Here is an 18,163-nt window from a genome sequence, read left to right on the forward strand (position 1 = left end):
TCGTCGCTACAGCGTGGTTAGCGCTGACGAAGCGCTGTATGTGCCGCCAAATGGTCGCGCAGTGCTTTCAGCTCTGCATAACCCTCTTGGTTGAGCAGCGGTTTGCCTTGAGCAATCTGCCAGCGCCTGCCATGGGTATCCATCAAATGGGACGCGCGGCGACGAATATTGTCGAGATACTCATCGTGGCGAATGGGGTAACCGATCAATGCATTCCACTCGGTCTCACTCACGCTGCTTTCCAACGCCTTGTCAAAGAGGGTAATCAGGTCTTTTGGCTCAGTGCGGTAGCGGGGGGTTCCGGCGTTCATCAGCACCAACAGCACGGCGCCTATGACCAGTACACACACGCCCAACACTAGTAAATAAAGTGCCATCTCACGCTCCCGGCCGCATCAGAATGGACGTCACTCGTGGCGCCCGCATCAGAGTCATTGCCCAGTATACGCCTGCGCCCGCCGAGACGAAAATTTTAACCTTTTGCGAACTTTTTCCCTGAGCAGTGTCTGAGTGTGTACAGGCAACATAGCGATGGCAGTCGCTAATCGTGTTGTTCTGGCTATTGTTTTCGATCCCTTGCTTCCGCTGCTTATCCCAAGCAGCGGTTTTTTTTGTAGGTACGTTGGGCTGACTCTAACGCTTTGGTGTTGTCGCACTCAATGACGACGAATCGTGAGTAAGGCCATGAGAATGTCGCGACGTGTGACGATCCCTACCAAGCGATGCTGCTCGACGACGGGGTAGATCTTCGGTTTGGCGCCGAGCATCTCTTGCGCGAGGTCGGTCACGCTTTTGTTGGGGGTGGTGGTCAGCACGTCTTGACGCATCAGCTCTCTCACCAGAGGGGCTTCGTGGTCATGGTAAATGCTGTCGAGTACGCGGCCCAAGACATCTTGTTCGGAGATGAAGCCGATCAAACGGTCCGACATATCGACGACCGGTGCCCCCGGCAGGCGATGTAACGCAAGCCCTTGGGCAAGCGTCGTGATGGATGTCTCTCCTGAGACGCGGTAGCAGTCACGAGACATGATGTCTCTAACGGTATCCGGAATTTTTTTGTTCATGAGAGCACTCCTCATCGTGATCGACAGGCCGCGGCCGATTCTCTTACTGTAGGTGATTTAACTCACTCTGCGCTGCCCCCATACTGTCTCTATTCAACGCTTTGCTTTTTCAAATCAGCCTCGAATGCTGTGAGGAGTCGTGATGGACGCTCGTGAATACCTGAATCGCAAAGGCGTGGGCTTGGACCGAGATCCTGACAAGCCCAATACGCTGGAAGAGAAAGCCTGGGAGCGTGCCCGAGGTTCGGGTCAGCAGCGCCCCAAATCAGGCACTCCGCATGATTGGGAGGATTGGGAGCGTTTCCATGACGATCTTGCCGAAGGTGCCGACACCCTAGAGCAAAAGATAGACAAAGAAGCGCATCGTAAGGCGCTCGCTCGTGAGAAAGCGGCCTCTGAGCAGGCCAATGCTGCCGTCGAGCACTTTACGCCTCCGCCAATGGGCGAAAAGGCCACCGCCAGCGCGCAGCCAGCGCCTGCTGTCCATAGCCGAGCAACGCCTGACGAGCCGGCAGCGCTCGAGTGGGCCTATAGAGCACTGGCCGTACTGCTACCACCCTTGGCCCTCGGGCTGACCGACGGAGGTGCGCGGCGTGTGATCATTAGTGTGCTACTGACGTTGGCGGGTTGGATACCAGGCATCATCTACGCGTTGGTCTGGTTGAGTAAACGATAAATCCGCTTTGCGCTCTTGGCGCATTGGCAGGAGAGGTGAATGACGTATAATTATCGTCAACTATCTTCTTCTTTGGGGTTTACTGATGGGCTACCTAGTAGGCGTTACGGCGTTGTGGGCGTTTTCGTTCTCGTTGATTGGGGTCTACCTCGCTGGGCAGGTAGATAGCTACTTTGCCGTGCTGGTGCGCGTGACGTTGGCCATGCTGGTATTTCTGCCTTTTTTACGACCAAGCCTGCTGCGCGGTAAGCAGCGGCTGGCGTTGATGGCACTGGGCGCGATTCAGCTCGGTGTGATGTATGCCTTCTTTTATCACTCGTTTTTACTGCTCTCCGTGCCAGAAGTGCTCTTGTTCACTATTTTTACGCCGGTTTACATCGCGCTGCTGGACGATTTGATGTTCAAGCGCTTTACACCCATCTATCTCGTCACCGCCGTGCTCGCGGTGATCGGGGCTGGGGTCATTCGCTACGATGGCGTTGATAGCGGTTTCTGGTTAGGTTTTTTGGTCGTGCAGGGCGCGAACCTATGTTTTGCCATTGGCCAAGTCGGCTACCGTCGTCTTGCAGCCGATCTTCCGCCGACATTGGCGTGGCACAACGTGTTTGGCTGGTTCTTCATTGGCGCCATGCTGGTGGCGTTGCCTGCGTTTTTGCTGTTCGGCAACGGTGCGGCGCTACCCTCGACGTCACTTCAGTGGGGCGTTCTGGCGTGGCTGGGCCTCGTCGCGTCGGGGGTGGGATATTTCGCTTGGAACCAGGGTGCCACTAAGGTGGATGCGGGTACGCTGGCCATCATGAACAACGCGCTTGTGCCTGCAGGTCTGGTCGTCAATCTCGTCATCTGGAACCGCGATGCCGATCTTGGCAAGTTACTGCTGGGGGCTGCCATCATGGGCGCTTCGCTATGGTTGAACCACTGGTGGCTGCAGCGCCGCCAGTGGGCGGCGAGCTAAGCTAAATCGCTGATTTTTCCCGGCGCCGTGCAAGCCGCCATCGCGCCGGGTAATTTGCTCGTGACTGTCTTCCTCTCCATAATGTGGGCTGATGCTAGCGAGAGTTGCCCATGTCCACCACCCCATCGCAAGGCTCCCCCTCTGGTAGCCCTCGTCATCCAGCGACGCCGTTCAAGACGATTGGATTGATTGGCCGTCTGGGCAGCGACAAAGTCGTTGACTCCCTTCAACGCTTGGTCCGCTACTTAACCGAGCATGACTATAAAGTACTCATCGAAGACCGTACCGCTACGGCGCTGTCCCATCACGGCGTACCTGAAGCGAGCCGTCGAATGCTGGGGGAATTATGTGACCTAGTGATCGTCGTGGGTGGGGATGGTAGCCTTCTCGGTGCCGCACGAACCCTATGCCGCAGCGGGACGCTGATCCTGGGGGTCAATCGTGGGCGGTTGGGTTTTCTCACCGACATCTCACCGGATGAGCTCGAAAACCGGGTCGGCGAGGTATTGGCAGGCGCATTCGAAGTCGAAGAGCGTTTTTTGCTGGATGCAGTGCTCTACCGCAACGGAGTAGCGGTAGGCAACGGTGACGCCTTGAACGAGGTCGTCGTACACCCTGGCAAAGCGGTGCGCATGATCGAGTTCGAGCTGTTCATCGATGGACAGTTCGTTTATAGCCAGCGTAGCGATGGGCTAATTGTCGCCACGCCGACCGGCTCAACTGCTTATGCACTGTCAGGCGGCGGGCCTATCATGCACCCAAAATTGGATGTGGTGACGCTGGTGCCCATGTTTCCACATACCCTCTCCAGTCGTCCCATCGTGATCGATGCGGCCAGCGAAATACGTATTCACATCGGCGAAACCAACCAGACCTACCCGCATATTAGCTGCGATGGCCAAACACGTGCGGTGGCCAAACCTGACGATGTGCTGGTCATTACCCGTAAGCCAGAGCGCGTTCAGTTAGTGCACCCTATTGGGCACAATTTTTACGATGTGCTGCGCAGTAAACTCGGCTGGAGCCATCGGCTAGGGGATTGATATGGAGGGCTATGATTTAATCGGCGATGTCCATGGCTGCGGCGCAACGCTAGCAACGCTGCTCGAGAGGTTGGGGTATCACCAGCGTAGCGGTGTCTACCGCCATCCTCGGCGCAAAGTGATCTTTTTAGGCGATCTCATCGATCGCGGACCGCGCATCCGGCTCGCCGTCACGATTGCACGACGTATGGTAGAGGCGGGCGAGGCGCACATCGTGATGGGCAATCACGAGTACAACGCGTTGGCCTATACCCACCCAGCGCCTGCCGGGAGCGGCAAGCGTTGGCTTCGCGAGCATACGCCACGCCACAACCGCATCATTCAAGATACGCTGAATCAGTACCGTGATCACACCAACGAGTGGGAGGATACGCTGGCGTGGTTCAAAACCATTCCGCTCTTTTTAGAATTGGATGGAATCCGTGTCGTGCACGCCTGCTGGGACGACGCGCTGATCCATGAGCTCAAGCAGCGCGCGCCTACAGCGCGTATGGATAGCCAGTTTTTGGTGGAGTCCACTGACCCGTCCTCTCAGGCATATCGCATCCTTGATCGACTCACCCGCGGTCCCCATATACGGTTACCGAAAGGGGTGGCGATCCATTCAGGCGATGGCTTTACCCGGCAAACTTTTCGAGCGCATTTTTGGTCAGCCAATCCACAGCAGTGGGGCGATGTGGTGTTTCAGCCTGATAACCTTCCCGGTGATTTAGAGACGCAGCCACTCAGCGAAAGCGAACGGCAGCGGCTTAGTTATTACGGCCCCGATCAGCCGCCGCTCTTCATCGGTCATTACTGGTGTGAGGGTATTCCTGCACTGCCTGCTTCCAATATCGCTTGTTTGGATTATAGCGCCGTCAAGTTTGGCCGGTTAGTGGCGTATCGTTGGAGCGGTGAAACACAGTTGAATGCTGACCATTTCGTTTGGATTCAAGTGCCTAGAGAGGAGCGAGCGCTTCCCAAGCCTTGGGAAATCGATTTTGATTGAGTATCAAGCAGAATGGTTACATAAGGTTACATAATTTTTGCAAAACGGCTGAACTAACCCTCTTGCCGGATATCAGAGTAAGTGTTCCCTTGAATGATCCCTTGCTTTTATCCGGCGGCCCCCTCCGCCGGATTTTTTTGCTTCTCCGTTGGCAACGGGCCGCAAGCTGCAAGACCACTTGGATACTAGGGAGATGCCATGCATCCCGTCATGCTCTTACCCTCGGGCGCAGATACACAAGCACTGCGCAAAGCGTTGTGGCACTACCGCATTGGTCATCGCATCACCGACGAAGCGGAGGGCCAGCTATTGTGGGTCGCCGACCCTCGCCAGCATGACGAGCTGCGGGCCGTGGTCGAGCGATGGGAGCGCGGCGAACCGCTCATTCGGGAGCAGGAGCGTCTCCGTCGACCCCGCAATACCCAACATTGGGCGGTTGTTCTGCGCCAAGTACCCATTACGGCACTCATGATCGGCGTTAGCCTTCTGATATTCGCCTTGAGTGGCGTGCTGGGCGATCTACTGGTGGTGGCCCTGACCATCGTGCCAGTGGGTATTTCCGGAGGCCAGTTGGTGTACGGTTCGTTAGCGGACACCGTGCTGGGAGGGCAGGTATGGCGTCTGCTCTCCCCCGCATTCCTGCATTTTGGTTGGATGCACCTGATATTCAATCTGATGTGGGTGTGGTACTTCGGACGGCAAATCGAGCTGCTGCAAGGCAGTAAAACGATGCTGCTCCTGCTTCTCGTCGCCGGTATCGGTGCCAACTTGGCGCAATACGTCACCGGAACGGTGCTGTTTGGCGGTATGTCCGGCGTGGTCTATGCGCTATTGGGCCATGTGTGGCTCATGTCCCGCCGTGTCCCAAACAGTGGCTTTTTCGTGCCGCAAATGCTGGTGGTCTTCATGCTGGGTTGGATGGTGTTCACCATGACCGATATCGCCAGTACCGTCGGCTTTGGCAACGTGGCCAACGAAGCTCACCTGGGTGGTCTGCTCGTGGGGCTCGCCTCAGGCTGGTATTATTCTTCTCAACGACGCAAAGCTTGATGCCACCAATTTGAACGCAGCCAAGACGTGAGGTGCTGACCGTGAGCGATATGACCTTCGATAAAATGATCAACCAAATGACGCCAGCGATTTATGAAAGTCTGAAACAGGCAGTCTCGCTACGTAAATGGCCCGATGGGCGCCGCCTGACGGCCGAGCAAACCGAGCTGTGTCTGGAAGCCGTCATGCGTTACGAAGTCGAAAACAACGTCCCGGAAGAGAGCCGCGTAGGGTACTTGGAACGGCGCACCTGCGGTGCAGGTGCGACGGGTGCCGGTGTGAGTCCCGAAATGGCGGGCCTGGGCCGGGATGCCACGCGTGACTGATCTGTTGATTCCAGATATTTCTCCGGTTAAAGGATGTCTGCAGAAAATGGCGGCGGCGCTGCCTAGCCGCCAAGACGAACCGGTGGTTTACCACCTGCGCGCAGGTGAGCATCGGGTGGCGTTGAACGAGCGTATTGGTACGCCGCTGCGCCTCTCTTGGAGTGGTGCCATTGCCTGCACTCACTGTGGGCGAGCAACCAAGAAAAGTTTTGCCCAAGGTTTCTGCTACCCTTGTTTCAAGCGACTGGCGCAGTGCGATACCTGCATCATGAAGCCAGAGACCTGCCACTATTACCAAGGCACCTGCCGTGAGCCGGAGTGGGGCGAGGCGCACTGTTTTCAGCCTCATATCGTCTATCTTGCCAACTCGTCCGGACTGAAGGTGGGAATTACCCGCAAAACCCAAATGCCCACCCGCTGGTTGGATCAAGGCGCTATTCAGGCGCTGCCGATTCTCGAAGTGAATACCCGTCAGCAGTCCGGGTTTGTCGAAATGCTATTCAAAGAGGAGGTGGCCGACCGCACCAACTGGCGTGCGATGCTCAAAGGTGAGGTCGAACCACTCGATCTCCGCGCCGAACGCGACCGCTTGCTGGGCACCCTGGGTGATGGGTTGGACCAGCTACGCCGTGTACACGGCGAGGACGCCATCCGTACCTTAGATGAAGCGCCTTTGCAGTTTGAGTATCCCGTTGCGACGTTTCCGCGCAAAGTCGTATCGCATAACTTTGATAAACGGCCCCTGGTCGAAGGCATACTCCAGGGCATCAAAGGGCAGTACCTCATGCTTGATACGGGAGTGATTAATCTACGTAAATTCACGGGTTACGAAATTTCGGTCGGCTGAAAATTAGGCATTTTGCCTAGCCAGAGTGGCATCGGTTGACTAGGGTTAGTAAGTCACTACAGACACTGCCCTCGTCACGCAAGGAAGCCCCGATGCCATGGCTAAAACTGCTGCACATTGCCGCGCTGGTTATTTGGTGCGGCTCACTTCTCTATCTGCCAGCGCTGTTATTACAAGCGCTTCAGCTGCGTAAAGATGCTGGGTTTGCCCAAGGCACGCCGCCTATGCCGCGGTTTTTTTATAATTCCATTGCCACGCCTGCTGCGCTCGCTGCCATCGCCTCTGGCACGCTGTTGTTTCTTTTACACGGCTTGCTGGGCGGCTGGTTGATTCTCAAGCTGGGCGCCGTGGTGGTGATGGTGGTCGCCCATGGTTGCTTTGGCTGGCTCATCTTGCGTTTGGAAATGGGCATTTTCAAGGGCGTCAAGATGGCCAGTCTTTGCGCGCTGTTGCTGGCGGTGTTGGGCATCTTTGGCGTCCTTGGGTTTGTGCTCTCAAAACCGCTGGAATGGAGCTAACTCAATGGCAACCCCAGAGATGATAGCTGGCTTCGAGCGGCTACGATTCTACTTCCACGCCTACCGCGTGTTCATACACCAGTTGGCCGCCCAGCCATCCGGCCAGTGCAATCAGGCTTGCCGTGACCAGCGATATCGCCAAGCCCCAGGGCAGCACCGCGCTGGGTTCGTTGAAGCGCAGCAGCCAGTTCAGGGATGCCAAAGAGAGCATCACCACGGCCACGATGGCATGACTCCAACCGGTAATCAGTCGGCGGATGCGAGCGACGGTGACCAAGTCGATGATGCCCGCGACCGAGGCAACCCAGCCGCCAAACGCGCCAACGCCCGCCAGCCAAAGCCCGCCGCGCAGCCAGAACGTATCCTGGGTGTACCAGTAGGCCAAGTCGCAGGCAACCAACGCCATCAGCGCCGCCACTGGGAAGTGAATCATCACTGGATGAAGCGGATGGCCCGCCAGCGATGCGCGGCTTTTGATCGAGCGTTGGGGCGTCTGTGTCATGATCACTTCCTGTGGTTAGACAAATCAAAACAGTTTGATAGATCAACTGCATGTCAGGGAAAACGCTCATGAGGGAACGCAATAGCGCCACGTCCACCAGCATGTCGTATCGCGCCGCGCCGCGAACCCGTCAAGCGGCCTGTTGGCTCGGGCTTGGCTTGCTGTTCGGCGTTGCGGGTTGCAGCGGCGACAGCTCTATCTTAGACCCTGCAGGGCCTGCCGCAAGAGACGTTCGGTTAATTTGGTGGGTGATGCTGGTGTTTGCCACCGTTGTATTGGTCGGGGTCACCGTGGTTTGGCTATATGCTTTCAAACCGCATAACGTCGAGCGCACACCCGCCCAAGAGCGCCGTATCGCGCGGCGTTGGATCATTGGGGGTGGCCTCGTCTTGCCCATTGCCAGCATTACGGCGCTGCTGACGTTTGGCGTGCCCGCTGGGCAGCGCATGCTGCCGCTGCCGCTCGATGAACCGCCTGAAGTGATCGAAGTCATTGGCCATCAGTGGTGGTGGGAGGTGCGCTATCCCGGTGCCGAAGGGGGCGAGGTAGTCACTGCTAACCAGCTCGTCATGCCCGCCGGAGAGCCTGTGGATTTTCATGTAAGCGGCGCGGATGTGATACATGCATTTTGGGTGCCGCGCCTGGGCGGCAAAATCGACATGCTGCCGGGAAGAGTGAATAAAATTCGCCTGGAAGCCGATGAGCCCGCCGTGTTTGGTGCCCAGTGTGCCGAGCTCTGTGGAGTAGGCCATGCGCATATGCATTTATACGTCGAAGCCGTACCCCGTGACGACTTCGAGGCCTGGCTGGCGGCTCGGCAGGAAGCCACGCTAAGTGAATTGGCAACGCGAGATTCAACTCATGACGATGCTAGAGACGCCTTTATGACCCACTGCGCGAGTTGCCATCGCGTGGCGGGCGTTAGTGAAGGCGGTGTCGGGCCAAACCTCTCGGATGTGGGAAGCCGAACAACGCTCGGCGCGGGCGCAATGGCTATGGAAGAGGGCGCGGTGAGCCAGTGGCTGCAACGCCACCAAGCGTTGAAGCCAGGTAACAAAATGCCTACCCATAACGACATCGACACGGACACCTTGGATGCCCTGGGTGCTTGGCTGGAGACCTTGACCCCATGAAAAGCGTGAATCAAGAAGCAATAGAGCAGGACCCGCAGCAGTTACACGAAGACCTGCACGATATTTGGGGCAACCCAAAGGGTTTGAAGTCGCTCACCATCGTGAACCATACGACGCTTGGCCTGCGTTTTATGATCACAGGAATGGTATTTTTCCTGATTGGCGGCATTCTCGCCATGCTAGTGCGCACCCAGCTGGCGATGCCTGACCAAAACTTCATGTCACCGGAGATCTACAACCAGGTGACCACCATGCATGGCACGGTGATGATGTTCCTGTTTGCGATCCCCATGCTGGAGGGGCTGGCGATTTATCTGATTCCGAAAATGATCGGTGCCCGGGATCTCGTATGCCCACGCCTTACTTCGCTGGGTTACTTCTGCTATCTGTTTGGCGGGATCATTCTGACGTCGAGTTTGATCATCGAGATGGCACCGTCCAGCGGCTGGTTCATGTACACGCCGCTGAGCAGTAAGGAGTTTGCACCGGATCTTGGGTCTGACTTCTGGCTGCTAGGCATTACCTTCGTGGAGATCTCGGCGCTCTCGGCGGGGGTGGAACTGGTCGTCTCTATCTTACGCACCCGCACCCAGGGCATGGCACTGCATAAGATGCCGCTGTTTGCGTGGTACATCCTCGCCATGGCGCTAATGATCGTGGTGGGCTTCCCACCGCTGATCTTGGGCAGCGTGTTGTTAGAACTCGAGCGCGCGGTCGGCATGCCGTTCTTCCAAATTGCGGGCGGCGGCGATCCAGTGTTATGGCAGCATCTTTTCTGGCTGTTTGGCCACCCAGAGGTGTACATCATCTTTCTGCCTGCTGCCGGGATCATTTCGACGCTGATTCCCGTGTTTGCCGGGCGGCCCATCGTGGGGTACGGCTGGGTAGTGGCGGCAATTACCATCATGGGCTTTATCAGTTTTGGGCTGTGGGTTCACCACATGTTCACCATCGGCATACCTCAACTGGCCCAGGCGTTTTTCTCGGCGGCCAGCATGCTAGTGGCCGTGCCCACGGCGATTCAAGTCTTTGTCTGGTTGGCTACGCTCTGGCTCGGCAAACCCAAAATGAAGCTGCCCATGCTATGGGTGATGGGCTTTTTGGTCATCTTCGTGTGTGGTGGGCTTACCGGTGTCATGCTGGCGCTGGTGCCGTTCAATTGGCAGGTGCACGACACTCACTTCGTGGTGGCCCATATGCACTACGTGCTGGTAGGCGGCATGTTCTTCCCGCTGATTGCTGGGCTGTACTACTGGTTGCCGCTCTTCTCCGGGCGAATGCCTTCCGAGAACCTGGGGCGTTGGGGCTTCTGGCTGACCTTCCTAGGCTTTAATGGCACGTTTTTGATCATGCACTGGACCGGGCTGCTCGGTATGCCCCGACGGATTTACACCTATGAAGCGGGGACTGGGTGGGAAATTTTCAATTTGCTCTCGTCGGTTAGTAGTTTCGTGCTTTCAGCGGGGATTGCCATGGTGCTTCTGGATATCGCGCTACACTTCCGGTTTGGTAAGCCCGCTCAGCATAATCCCTGGAATGCCGACACGCTGGAGTGGGCGAATACCATGCCGCCCAGCGCTTATAATTTCGTCAGTCTACCCCGCGTGGAAACCCGACACCCGCTGTGGGAGGACCCCAACCTACCGCATACCATGGCCGAAGGTAAGCACTCGCTGGCGGTTGCTTCACACGGCAGGCGGGAGATGTGGGGCACCGATCCGATTTCCGGCAGCGTGCGGGAAATCATTCATCTGCCTGGCAACTCCTGGTGGCCGCTGTTTGCCGCGTCGGCCCTGGCGGTGGTATGCCTTAGTCTTCTCACCCGTGTGTACCTACTGGCAGGTGTATTCGTGATCATTGCCGGTATCTTTTTGCTGCGCTGGTCTTGGGAGAATGGTGCCCACCCCAAGGCGGCACCGGATGCAGGCGTCAAACCCGGCGACCCACCGCTTCACTCGCGCACCATGGATGGCCCCGGCCTCTGGGCGATGGGGATTTTCCTGATTGCCAATGGCTCGTTCTTTCTCTCTTATCTGTTTGGTTGGTTTTATCTCTGGACCGTTTCGCCCGAGTGGCGCATGCCTGAGACGCCGCCGCTCTCACTTCTATTGATGGGGGTGGCTGGCGTGGCGGTTTTAGTCGGCAGCGCAGTGATGGAAAAACTCGTGCGTGGGCTGCGCCAGCAGCGTGATGCTGGTCTAGGCGCAGGCTTCTATCTAGCCGCTGCGTTAGGCGGACTTCAGGTGGGACTAACGGGCTGGGCGCTTTGGCAAGCCGAGCTTGCTCCTACGCAAACCTCCCATGACGCAGTGATGCTGGTCGGCCTTGTCTATGCGCTGTTCCACGGCGGTTTAGCCGTCATCTTGACCGTGCTACAAGGGCTGCGAGTGGGCTATGGCTATGTAGGCGCTCATGCGCCTTTTGAGCCTGGCGTCGTAACACTGTTGTGGCGCTATAACGTGGTCACCTTTGGTCTATTAATAGCGGCGCTAGCGGTGCTGCCCCGCGTGTTAGGAGGGTAGGGCGATGGAACGACTCAACTTTACTCATCCTATCCATTTGGCGGTGGGGCTAACGCTTTGGAGCGTTTGGTTCGTGGCCGTGTATAGCGGCCTTTCCGTGGCGTGCGCGGTCACCCCCCCTCCGCCCGAGGCGGGAGCGCTAACGCTCCTCAACGTAGGTTTGGGCGGTTTTACCCTAATCTGTGCCGCCGGGCTTGTGCTCTTGGGCTGGGGGAGCTGTCGCACGGCCAAACAGCACCAGGGGCGACAGCGCTTCCACGCGGTGGTATCCGGTTGGCTCTACCTGTTCTCGGCCTTTGGGGTGGCGTTTGCGGGGCTGCCGATCATAGGTGTGCCGCCTTGCCTGTAACCGAGGCCGAACACGTTTCTACCAAGCAAGAGGCGCCGCTCTATACGCTTCACGGTATGTGGTGCACCAGCTGTGCGCTGGCGGTGGAGGGCGCATTAGCTCGCCTTCCAGGCGTCGTGCAGGCCAGCGTTCATTATCCGACCGCAACGGTATGGGTAAACGGCACTCCCGCTGCAACGCAGTTGGCGGCGTTAGCTCCCGTGGTGACGCGGCTAGGCTATCGGCTAAGCGAGTTGGAGCCTGTGCACGATGCTCAACAGCGCCTTGCCAAAGAGAGCCGCTATTTATCGTTGCGACTTATCGTGGGCGCGGTATTGGGCATGTGGACCATGCTAGCGTCGCTATTGATTTATGCGGGCGCGCTGCCTAATGCCGCCATAGAGCTGGTCGTCGCGTGGGTGGCCGGTGCCTTCTCGCTGCCAGTAGTGCTCTATTCCGGTCTGCCGTTTTATCGAGCGGGGTGGCGCACGCTATTGGCCCAGCGCCCCGGCATGGATGTATTGGTAAGCCTGGGGGTGCTTGGTGCCATGGTGGTCTCGGTAGGGCTGCTCCTACGCGGCTCTTCCGAGGTCTATTTCGATACCGCAGTGATGCTCATCGTGCTACTTCTGGTGGGCCGACTGGTCGAAACCCTGTGCAGGCAGCGGGGGCTCAAAGCCTTTGATGCACTAAGGCTGCCGGAGGCTGATGTCGTAGTTTGCCAAGGCGGGCAGCGTGACACCCAGCCCGTTGGGGAAGTCGCTATAGGAGCCGTGATTGAAGTGCCCCCTGGTGAGCAGGTGCCCTTGGATGGCCTGCTGGACACGCCCGGCTGGCTGGATACCGCCACGCTAACCGGGGAAAGCGTGCCCCGTTATCTGCATGCCGGGCAGCGCGTCTATGCGGGCTGCCGCTATGCGGCGAGGCTAAACGCTGCGCCTTTGAAGGTGATTGTGACTGCTACCGTCGGCCAGCGGCGGATGGATAAACTGTGCGAGCAAATGCGCCGCGCCCAGGCAAAAAAGGGCGAATTGCACAAGCTGGCCGACCGCTTTGCCTCATGGCTAAGCCCCGTAGCGCTGCTGCTGGCGGTGCTGACACTTCCGCTCGGGCTGCTGATGGGCCTTGGTTTGGAAGACGCAGCCGTGCGTGCGCTGTCTGTTTTAGTAGTGGCGTGTCCCTGCGCGGTGGGATTGGCGGTCCCGCTGGCAAGCCTCGCCGGTAGCAGCCAGGCGTTACAACAGGGCATTGCTCTGCGCGACCCTTCTGCTTTTGAAACGCTGGCCAACGTACGCGGCATTGCCTTCGATAAAACCGGCACGCTCACCCGTGGGCAGCATCAGGTAGTGAATGCCGCGCTGCGCCAAAGCGAAGACCTCACGCAGTTTCGGGCGATGCTAAGCAGCGCCGTCAGTCAAAGCGAGCACCCGTTAGCCAGCGGTTTGCGGGATTGGGCCAGCACGGTTGAAACAGCGGCGCCGTCCAACGTGCTTCATAACGTTCTGCATATTGAGGAGCATCCCGGCAAAGGCCAGCAAGTCACGTTTCAAAATGAAGAGCAGTGGTGGTTAGGTAGCGCCGTATGGATAGAGCAGCAGCTTGGCGCGCCCTTGCCAGATAGCGCTCATCAACCTGACAACGCCTTTGCATCGCAGGTAGTCGTGGCGGATAGCCATGGTTGGCTCGCCACGCTCTACTGTGCCGACCAGCCGGTGAGCGATGCGACAGCGAGCCTTGCCGAATTAAAGCGCTCAGGGTACATCGTGGCGCTGATCAGCGGCGACCGCCAGGGCCCGGTGGGCTGGCTTGGCCAGCAGGTAGGGTTAGCAAACAATGCGTGCTACGCCCAGCGTTCGCCGGAAGCCAAAGCGGCACTGCTCAAAGCGCTGCCATCGCCCACGCTCTATGTGGGCGACGGGGTGAACGATACCTTGAGCCTTGCCGAAGCCGGGGTAGGCGTCGTCCCCATGCAAGCCAGCGACGCCGCCCGTGAAGGTGCCGCCGCGCAGCTGCTTCGGCCAGGAGTGAGTGGTGTAGTGTGTTTACTCTCGTTGGCTAAGCGCACACGCCGAGTCATGATGCAGAACCTAGTATTTTCGGCACTCTATAACACGCTGGCGCTGGGGCTGGTGATCATCATGGCGGTTCCGCCCTTAGCCGCCGTGCTGGCGATGGCGGCAAGCTCGTTCAGCGTGACGTTAAATGCAGCGCGACTTGCATGGTCAGAGCCTAGCAAGACTAGCGATATCCCAGCGCCTGACCCAAACGCTCCGCATTCGACGTCACCCACTGCGGGTCAATCGCTCCCCACTGTTTAATGGTGTAGTGGCCAATGTTGTGGCGTTCGCCGTCGCTTTTTTCGAACACGCACTCGATATCCAGTTCCCCTAGCGATGTAATGGTGTCCTGTGCGGTGCGTCTGGGCATGCCGGTGGCTTCCATCAGGGCGGGCACGCTGGCCACGCCTTGCTCGATCAAATGAGCCACGTAAAGGCGGCGGTAAAAACTGGATTTCGTTTTGCTAAGCGACATGGAAATAACGTCTTCTTAGTGATGGGTATTCCAGCAGTCTAATCAAATAAATCCCCCTGCGCCCGAGGCGGACGAAAATCCCGGGTATTCAACCCCTGATCGGTGCGGGCCTGCATGTTCCACTGGCGGCTAGCACGCTGAAACCGCTGGGCAATCAAATCGGCGAAGACCCCTTCGCCGCGAAAGCGCTTCCCAAAGGCCGCCTCGTAGGTTTTACCGCCCCGACACTGGCGCATCAAACTCATTACCTTGGCGGCGCGCTCGGGGTAGTGGGCCTCTAGCCACGCCTCGAATAGCGGCGCGACCTCGTGGGGTAGCCTCAGCAGCATCCAAGTGGCGGTGCGCGCTCCTGCACGGCTCGCGGCTTCCAGAATGCGTTCGATCTCATGGTCGGTCAGGCCAGGAATGATGGGGGATACCAGCGTGCCCACCGGAATTCCCGCTGTATTCAGCTCACGAATCACTTTCAGACGCGCCTGGGGCGATGCCGCACGGGGTTCCAGCGTGCGCTTGAGGTTGGCGTCCAGGCTGGTCAAACTCACGAACACCCGCACCAAGCGATGCTCCGCCATTTCTGCCAGTAGATCGATATCCCGCAAAATCAGCGTGCTTTTCGTCACTAGCGTGACCGGGTGTCGGCACGCCAGCAGAAACTTCAGCAGGCGGCGGGTGGTTTGGTAAGTGGCTTCCAGCGGCTGGTAGCAGTCGGTATTGCCAGAAAGGTTAATGGGGCGGCAAACGTAGTGAGGGTGGCAAAGCTCCTCTTTTAAATGCTCCACCAACCCGCTGCGGGCGATCAGCTTGGTCTCGAAATCCAGCCCCGGCGATAAATCCCAATAAGCGTGGGAAGGGCGGGCGTAGCAGTACACGCAGCCATGCTCACAGCCACGGTAAGGGTTGAGCGAGCGGTCGAAGGGCAGGTCGGGCGACTGGTTCCAAGAGAGCGCGCTTTTGCTGGGCTCTTCACGCACTTCCGTTGCCAGCGAGTTGGCGGCCTCTTCCTGCCACCAGCCGTCATCCTCCGCCACGCTGTGGGTAGGGGCAAAACGGTTATGCGGGTCGTAGGTAGCACCGCGCCCTTTATGCACGGTAGTGCGAGAGAGGTCCAATGATGTCATCTGCCACCTCGTACGTAGCATTGAAATATATGTTCATGCATACAGTATATGAGGTTTTCTCAGCACCGCAACCAAGCGGGCAGTACAGCCACGACAGCGCTAATGGTATTTTGGGAAAAGAGGGACGACTTACTTGGATGATTGCAGGAGGGAAAGCATTTACGCGACGAAGAATCAGCGTGTGGCGCTGATCATTATCGACATGCAGCAGGGCATGGCGACGGAGGAGGCGGGAGAGCGCAATAACCCGCAATCAGAAACCAATATTCAGCGATTGCTGACCGTTTGGCGGCACCGCGATGAGCTCGTCGTGCATGTGCGTCATCTTTTCCGCTCACCTAGCTCGCCGTTTTGTAGGTCGTTCTACCACACTCCGCTCTTGATCAGCCGCGTCGCCTCAACCGTTGGGTTGTAGATATAGCACCAGGCATCGCCATACTGTGTTGCCAGTACCGTCCGATCGTATACGCCTTCTGTGGGGGCCAGGGGCAGGTAATCTTCCAATTCGTCGAGCCGCGCTAATCGCTCGGCGTCGATGGCGTACACTTCAACGATCACACCGGCAGACGGCGTGAGCTTGGCGCCTGGGTAGGGCCCAAGATCGTAGAGCGTAATCTCGTTTAGGCAGTCTTGACCCAGCATGTCCGCGCCGTTTAACCAATGATGATTGCGGTGGCCGCGCTTTAACGTGCCGTACACCGCGACTCGAGGGCAGCGCTGGATGGCTTGGTGAAGATGCTGCATGGGTTCACCTTTTCGCACTATTCAATAAGCTAAGACGACACGCCGATTTTCGACCGCTAAGAGCCATTCAACAAACGTTGGCCTAAAAGCGCCCTGGTCGTTTGCCAAGGCGCTGTGCTTACTTACTTTTTATCCTAACGCTTCTTGCGCACCGGTTTTTTATCACTGCTTGCTGGCTCGGCGCTATCGGCTTTGCGTGCGCTGGTGGGAAAGTGGGCACGCACCAGCTCAAGCAGCCCCTGCGTAGAAGCGTCGAAGTCGGCGGCGTTGGCGTCGATGCGCTCGCTGATTTCACCGGCGATGCGCTTGCCTAGCTGTACGCCCCACTGGTCGAACGAGTTGATGTTCCAGATTACGCCCTGCACAAACACCTTGTGCTCGTAGAGCGCAATCAGCGCGCCCAGGTTTTTCGGCGTTAGCTCGTCGAGCAGCAGGGTGCTGGAGGGACGGTTGCCGGGGCAGCTATAGGGGTCGAGCTGGCTGAGCTCTTTGCTATCGCCTTGGCTGCCTTCCATAAAGGCGTTGGCTTGGGCCAGCATATTGGTCAGCAGGGCGAAGTGGTGGTCTTCCACGCCCGGTTCCGGCTTGAGCGAAGCGATAAAATCGATGGGCACATAGCGCGTGCCCTGGTGCAGCAGCTGGAAGAAGGCGTGCTGGCCGTTGGAGCCGGTTTGGCCCCATACAATCGGGCCGGTTTTGTAGTTCACTGGGTGGCCGAAAATATCCACCGACTTGCCGTTAGACTCCATGTCCAGCTGCTGCAGGAAAGAGGGTAACTGGTTCAGCGCTTGGTCGTAGGGCACGATGGCCTGGGTTTCCGCGCCGATAAAGTTGATGTACCAGATGCCGATCAGCGCCATCAGTACCGGCATGTTCTGAGCGAACGGCGCCTCGATAAAGTGCCGGTCCATCTCATGGGCGCCTTCCAGCAGCTCGATAAAGCCTTCAAAGCCAATCGAGAGCGCAATGGGCAAGCCGATGGAAGACCACATGGAGTAGCGGCCGCCCACCCAGGCCCAAAACTCAAACACGTTCTCTTCGCGAATGCCGAACTCCATCGCCGCTTTGCGGTTGGTGGAAGCGGCAATAAAGTGCGCGCCCACGTCCGCGTCTTCGCCAGCGTTCTCCAGGAACCAGCGTCGTGCCGTCTTGGCGTTGAGCAGGGTTTCCTGGGTGGAGAAGGTTTTCGTAGAGACGATAAACAGCGTGGTGGCGGGGTCTAGCCGCGACAGCACTTTCTGAATATGGGTGCCGTCCACGTTGGAAACGAAGTGGAAGTGCAGCTCCGGGTGGCGATATTTCAACAGCGCACGCACCGCCATGTTAGGGCCGAGGTCCGAGCCGCCAATACCGATATTGACCACGTCTTTAATGCGCTGGCCGTTATAGCCTTTCCACTCGCCGCTACGCACCGCTTCCGAGAACAGCTTGATCTGCTCGCGGGTGCGGGTGATTTCTGGCATCACGTCTTCGCCGTCCACATACACCGGCTCATCGCCCAAATGGCGTAGGGCGGTGTGGAGTACCGGACGGTTCTCGGTCACGTTGATAATGTCGCCAGAGAACATCTGGGCGCGGCGCTGTACCAGGGCGGAGTGGTCGGCTAGCTCGATCAGTTTGGCCAGCACTTCATCCGATACCTGATGCTTGGAGTAATCTAGAAAGAGGCCGCCGACGCGCAGGCTCATTTTTTCAAAGCGCTGCGGATCATTCGTAAAGTAGTCACGAATGCGGTCATTGGCGGTTTTATCGCGCAGGCGCTCTAGGGCCTGCCAAGTAACGCTGCGAGTGAGTTGAAACATAACGGGCGGTCCTGT

20 protein-coding genes are annotated in these 18,163 nt (G+C 58.0%); 13 read left to right on the forward strand and 7 right to left on the reverse strand.

Features of this window, described 5'->3' with window-relative positions; genetic code table 11:
- Nucleotides 1-17 precede the first annotated feature (17 nt).
- Both MHM37_RS11240 and MHM37_RS11245 read right to left on the reverse strand, forming a co-directional pair.
- Nucleotides 18-377 (reverse strand): hypothetical protein, encoded by a 360-nt coding sequence (locus MHM37_RS11240; RefSeq protein ID WP_139528454.1) that lies wholly within the window; start codon nt 375-377, stop codon nt 18-20.
- 279 nt (nt 378-656) lie between these two features.
- Nucleotides 657-1,064: a CBS domain-containing protein gene (locus tag MHM37_RS11245; RefSeq protein ID WP_139528455.1), complete on the reverse strand. Its 408-nt coding sequence runs from the start codon at nt 1,062-1,064 to the stop codon at nt 657-659.
- 142 nt (nt 1,065-1,206) lie between these two features.
- Here MHM37_RS11245 and MHM37_RS11250 point away from each other — a divergent pair, with 142 nt between their 5' ends.
- The 8 genes from MHM37_RS11250 (at nt 1,207) to MHM37_RS11285 (ending at nt 7,467) form a co-directional block, all read left to right on the forward strand.
- Nucleotides 1,207-1,740, forward strand: a complete 534-nt coding sequence (locus MHM37_RS11250; RefSeq protein ID WP_239296706.1) for a YqaE/Pmp3 family membrane protein — start codon at nt 1,207-1,209, stop codon at nt 1,738-1,740.
- 85 nt (nt 1,741-1,825) lie between these two features.
- Nucleotides 1,826-2,695 carry a carboxylate/amino acid/amine transporter gene (locus MHM37_RS11255; RefSeq protein ID WP_139528457.1) on the forward strand — a complete coding sequence of 290 codons (870 nt, stop codon included), beginning with the start codon at nt 1,826-1,828 and terminating at the stop codon, nt 2,693-2,695.
- Nucleotides 2,696-2,805: 110 nt separating this feature from the next.
- Nucleotides 2,806-3,738, forward strand: a complete 933-nt coding sequence (locus tag MHM37_RS11260) for an NAD(+) kinase (protein WP_139528458.1) — start codon at nt 2,806-2,808, stop codon at nt 3,736-3,738.
- Between the two features lies 1 nt (nt 3,739).
- On the forward strand, nt 3,740-4,726 hold the full coding sequence (locus MHM37_RS11265; RefSeq protein ID WP_139528459.1) for a metallophosphoesterase: 987 nt from the start codon (nt 3,740-3,742) through the stop codon (nt 4,724-4,726).
- Nucleotides 4,727-4,924: 198 nt separating this feature from the next.
- A complete protein-coding gene (locus MHM37_RS11270) occupies nt 4,925-5,776 on the forward strand; it encodes a rhomboid family intramembrane serine protease (RefSeq protein WP_239296707.1) in 852 nt (283 codons plus the stop codon).
- Nucleotides 5,777-5,817: 41 nt separating this feature from the next.
- Nucleotides 5,818-6,102 (forward strand): DUF1315 family protein, encoded by a 285-nt coding sequence (locus tag MHM37_RS11275; protein ID WP_153843947.1) that lies wholly within the window; start codon nt 5,818-5,820, stop codon nt 6,100-6,102.
- 46 nt (nt 6,103-6,148) lie between these two features.
- Nucleotides 6,149-6,949: a DUF2797 domain-containing protein gene (locus tag MHM37_RS11280; protein WP_239296741.1), complete on the forward strand. Its 801-nt coding sequence runs from the start codon at nt 6,149-6,151 to the stop codon at nt 6,947-6,949.
- 92 nt (nt 6,950-7,041) lie between these two features.
- Entirely contained in the window at nt 7,042-7,467 is a 426-nt protein-coding gene (locus tag MHM37_RS11285) for a CopD family protein (protein ID WP_139528462.1), read from the forward strand.
- A 40-nt stretch (nt 7,468-7,507) separates the two neighbouring features.
- Here MHM37_RS11285 and MHM37_RS11290 read toward each other — a convergent pair whose 3' ends face one another.
- Nucleotides 7,508-7,969 (reverse strand): DUF2231 domain-containing protein, encoded by a 462-nt coding sequence (locus MHM37_RS11290; RefSeq protein WP_139528463.1) that lies wholly within the window; start codon nt 7,967-7,969, stop codon nt 7,508-7,510.
- Nucleotides 7,970-8,037: 68 nt separating this feature from the next.
- On the opposite strand from MHM37_RS11290, the gene coxB reads away from it, so the two are divergent.
- From coxB to MHM37_RS11310, 4 genes are read left to right on the forward strand one after another with little or no spacing between them, the layout of a single operon-like run.
- On the forward strand, nt 8,038-9,102 hold the full coding sequence (coxB, locus tag MHM37_RS11295) for a cytochrome c oxidase subunit II (protein WP_239296708.1): 1,065 nt from the start codon (nt 8,038-8,040) through the stop codon (nt 9,100-9,102).
- Nucleotides 9,099-11,624 (forward strand): cytochrome c oxidase subunit I, encoded by a 2,526-nt coding sequence (gene ctaD / locus MHM37_RS11300; protein WP_239296709.1) that lies wholly within the window; start codon nt 9,099-9,101, stop codon nt 11,622-11,624. Before coxB ends, ctaD begins: the two co-directional genes overlap by 4 nt.
- 4 nt (nt 11,625-11,628) lie before the next feature.
- Nucleotides 11,629-11,973, forward strand: coding sequence for a hypothetical protein (locus tag MHM37_RS11305; protein WP_139528466.1), 345 nt, complete (start codon nt 11,629-11,631; stop codon nt 11,971-11,973).
- Complete coding sequence (locus tag MHM37_RS11310) at nt 11,964-14,270, forward strand: cation-translocating P-type ATPase (protein ID WP_343218249.1); 2,307 nt, start codon at nt 11,964-11,966, stop codon at nt 14,268-14,270. Before MHM37_RS11305 ends, MHM37_RS11310 begins: the two co-directional genes overlap by 10 nt.
- On the opposite strand, the gene MHM37_RS11315 is transcribed toward MHM37_RS11310, so the two are convergent.
- Entirely contained in the window at nt 14,191-14,484 is a 294-nt protein-coding gene (locus MHM37_RS11315; protein WP_139528467.1) for a winged helix-turn-helix domain-containing protein, read from the reverse strand. The two genes, MHM37_RS11310 and MHM37_RS11315, sit on opposite strands and share 80 nt — an antisense overlap.
- A 38-nt stretch (nt 14,485-14,522) precedes the next feature.
- Nucleotides 14,523-15,602: a PA0069 family radical SAM protein gene (locus tag MHM37_RS11320; RefSeq protein WP_239296710.1), complete on the reverse strand. Its 1,080-nt coding sequence runs from the start codon at nt 15,600-15,602 to the stop codon at nt 14,523-14,525.
- 181 nt (nt 15,603-15,783) lie between these two features.
- On the opposite strand from MHM37_RS11320, the gene MHM37_RS11325 reads away from it, so the two are divergent.
- Nucleotides 15,784-16,017 carry an isochorismatase family protein gene (locus MHM37_RS11325; RefSeq protein ID WP_343218250.1) on the forward strand — a complete coding sequence of 78 codons (234 nt, stop codon included), beginning with the start codon at nt 15,784-15,786 and terminating at the stop codon, nt 16,015-16,017.
- Here MHM37_RS11325 and MHM37_RS11330 read toward each other — a convergent pair.
- Together MHM37_RS11330 and pgi are read right to left on the reverse strand one after the other, a co-directional pair.
- Nucleotides 15,966-16,346 carry a gamma-glutamylcyclotransferase gene (locus MHM37_RS11330; protein WP_239296711.1) on the reverse strand — a complete coding sequence of 127 codons (381 nt, stop codon included), beginning with the start codon at nt 16,344-16,346 and terminating at the stop codon, nt 15,966-15,968. The genes MHM37_RS11325 and MHM37_RS11330 overlap by 52 nt on opposite strands.
- A 134-nt stretch (nt 16,347-16,480) precedes the next feature.
- A complete protein-coding gene (gene pgi, locus MHM37_RS11335; protein WP_044629392.1) occupies nt 16,481-18,148 on the reverse strand; it encodes a glucose-6-phosphate isomerase in 1,668 nt (555 codons plus the stop codon).
- Nucleotides 18,149-18,163: the final 15 nt, after the last annotated feature.

The organism is Halomonas sp. MMH1-48, from assembly GCF_022348105.1.
In the GTDB taxonomy this organism is placed as follows: domain Bacteria; phylum Pseudomonadota; class Gammaproteobacteria; order Pseudomonadales; family Halomonadaceae; genus Vreelandella; species Vreelandella piezotolerans.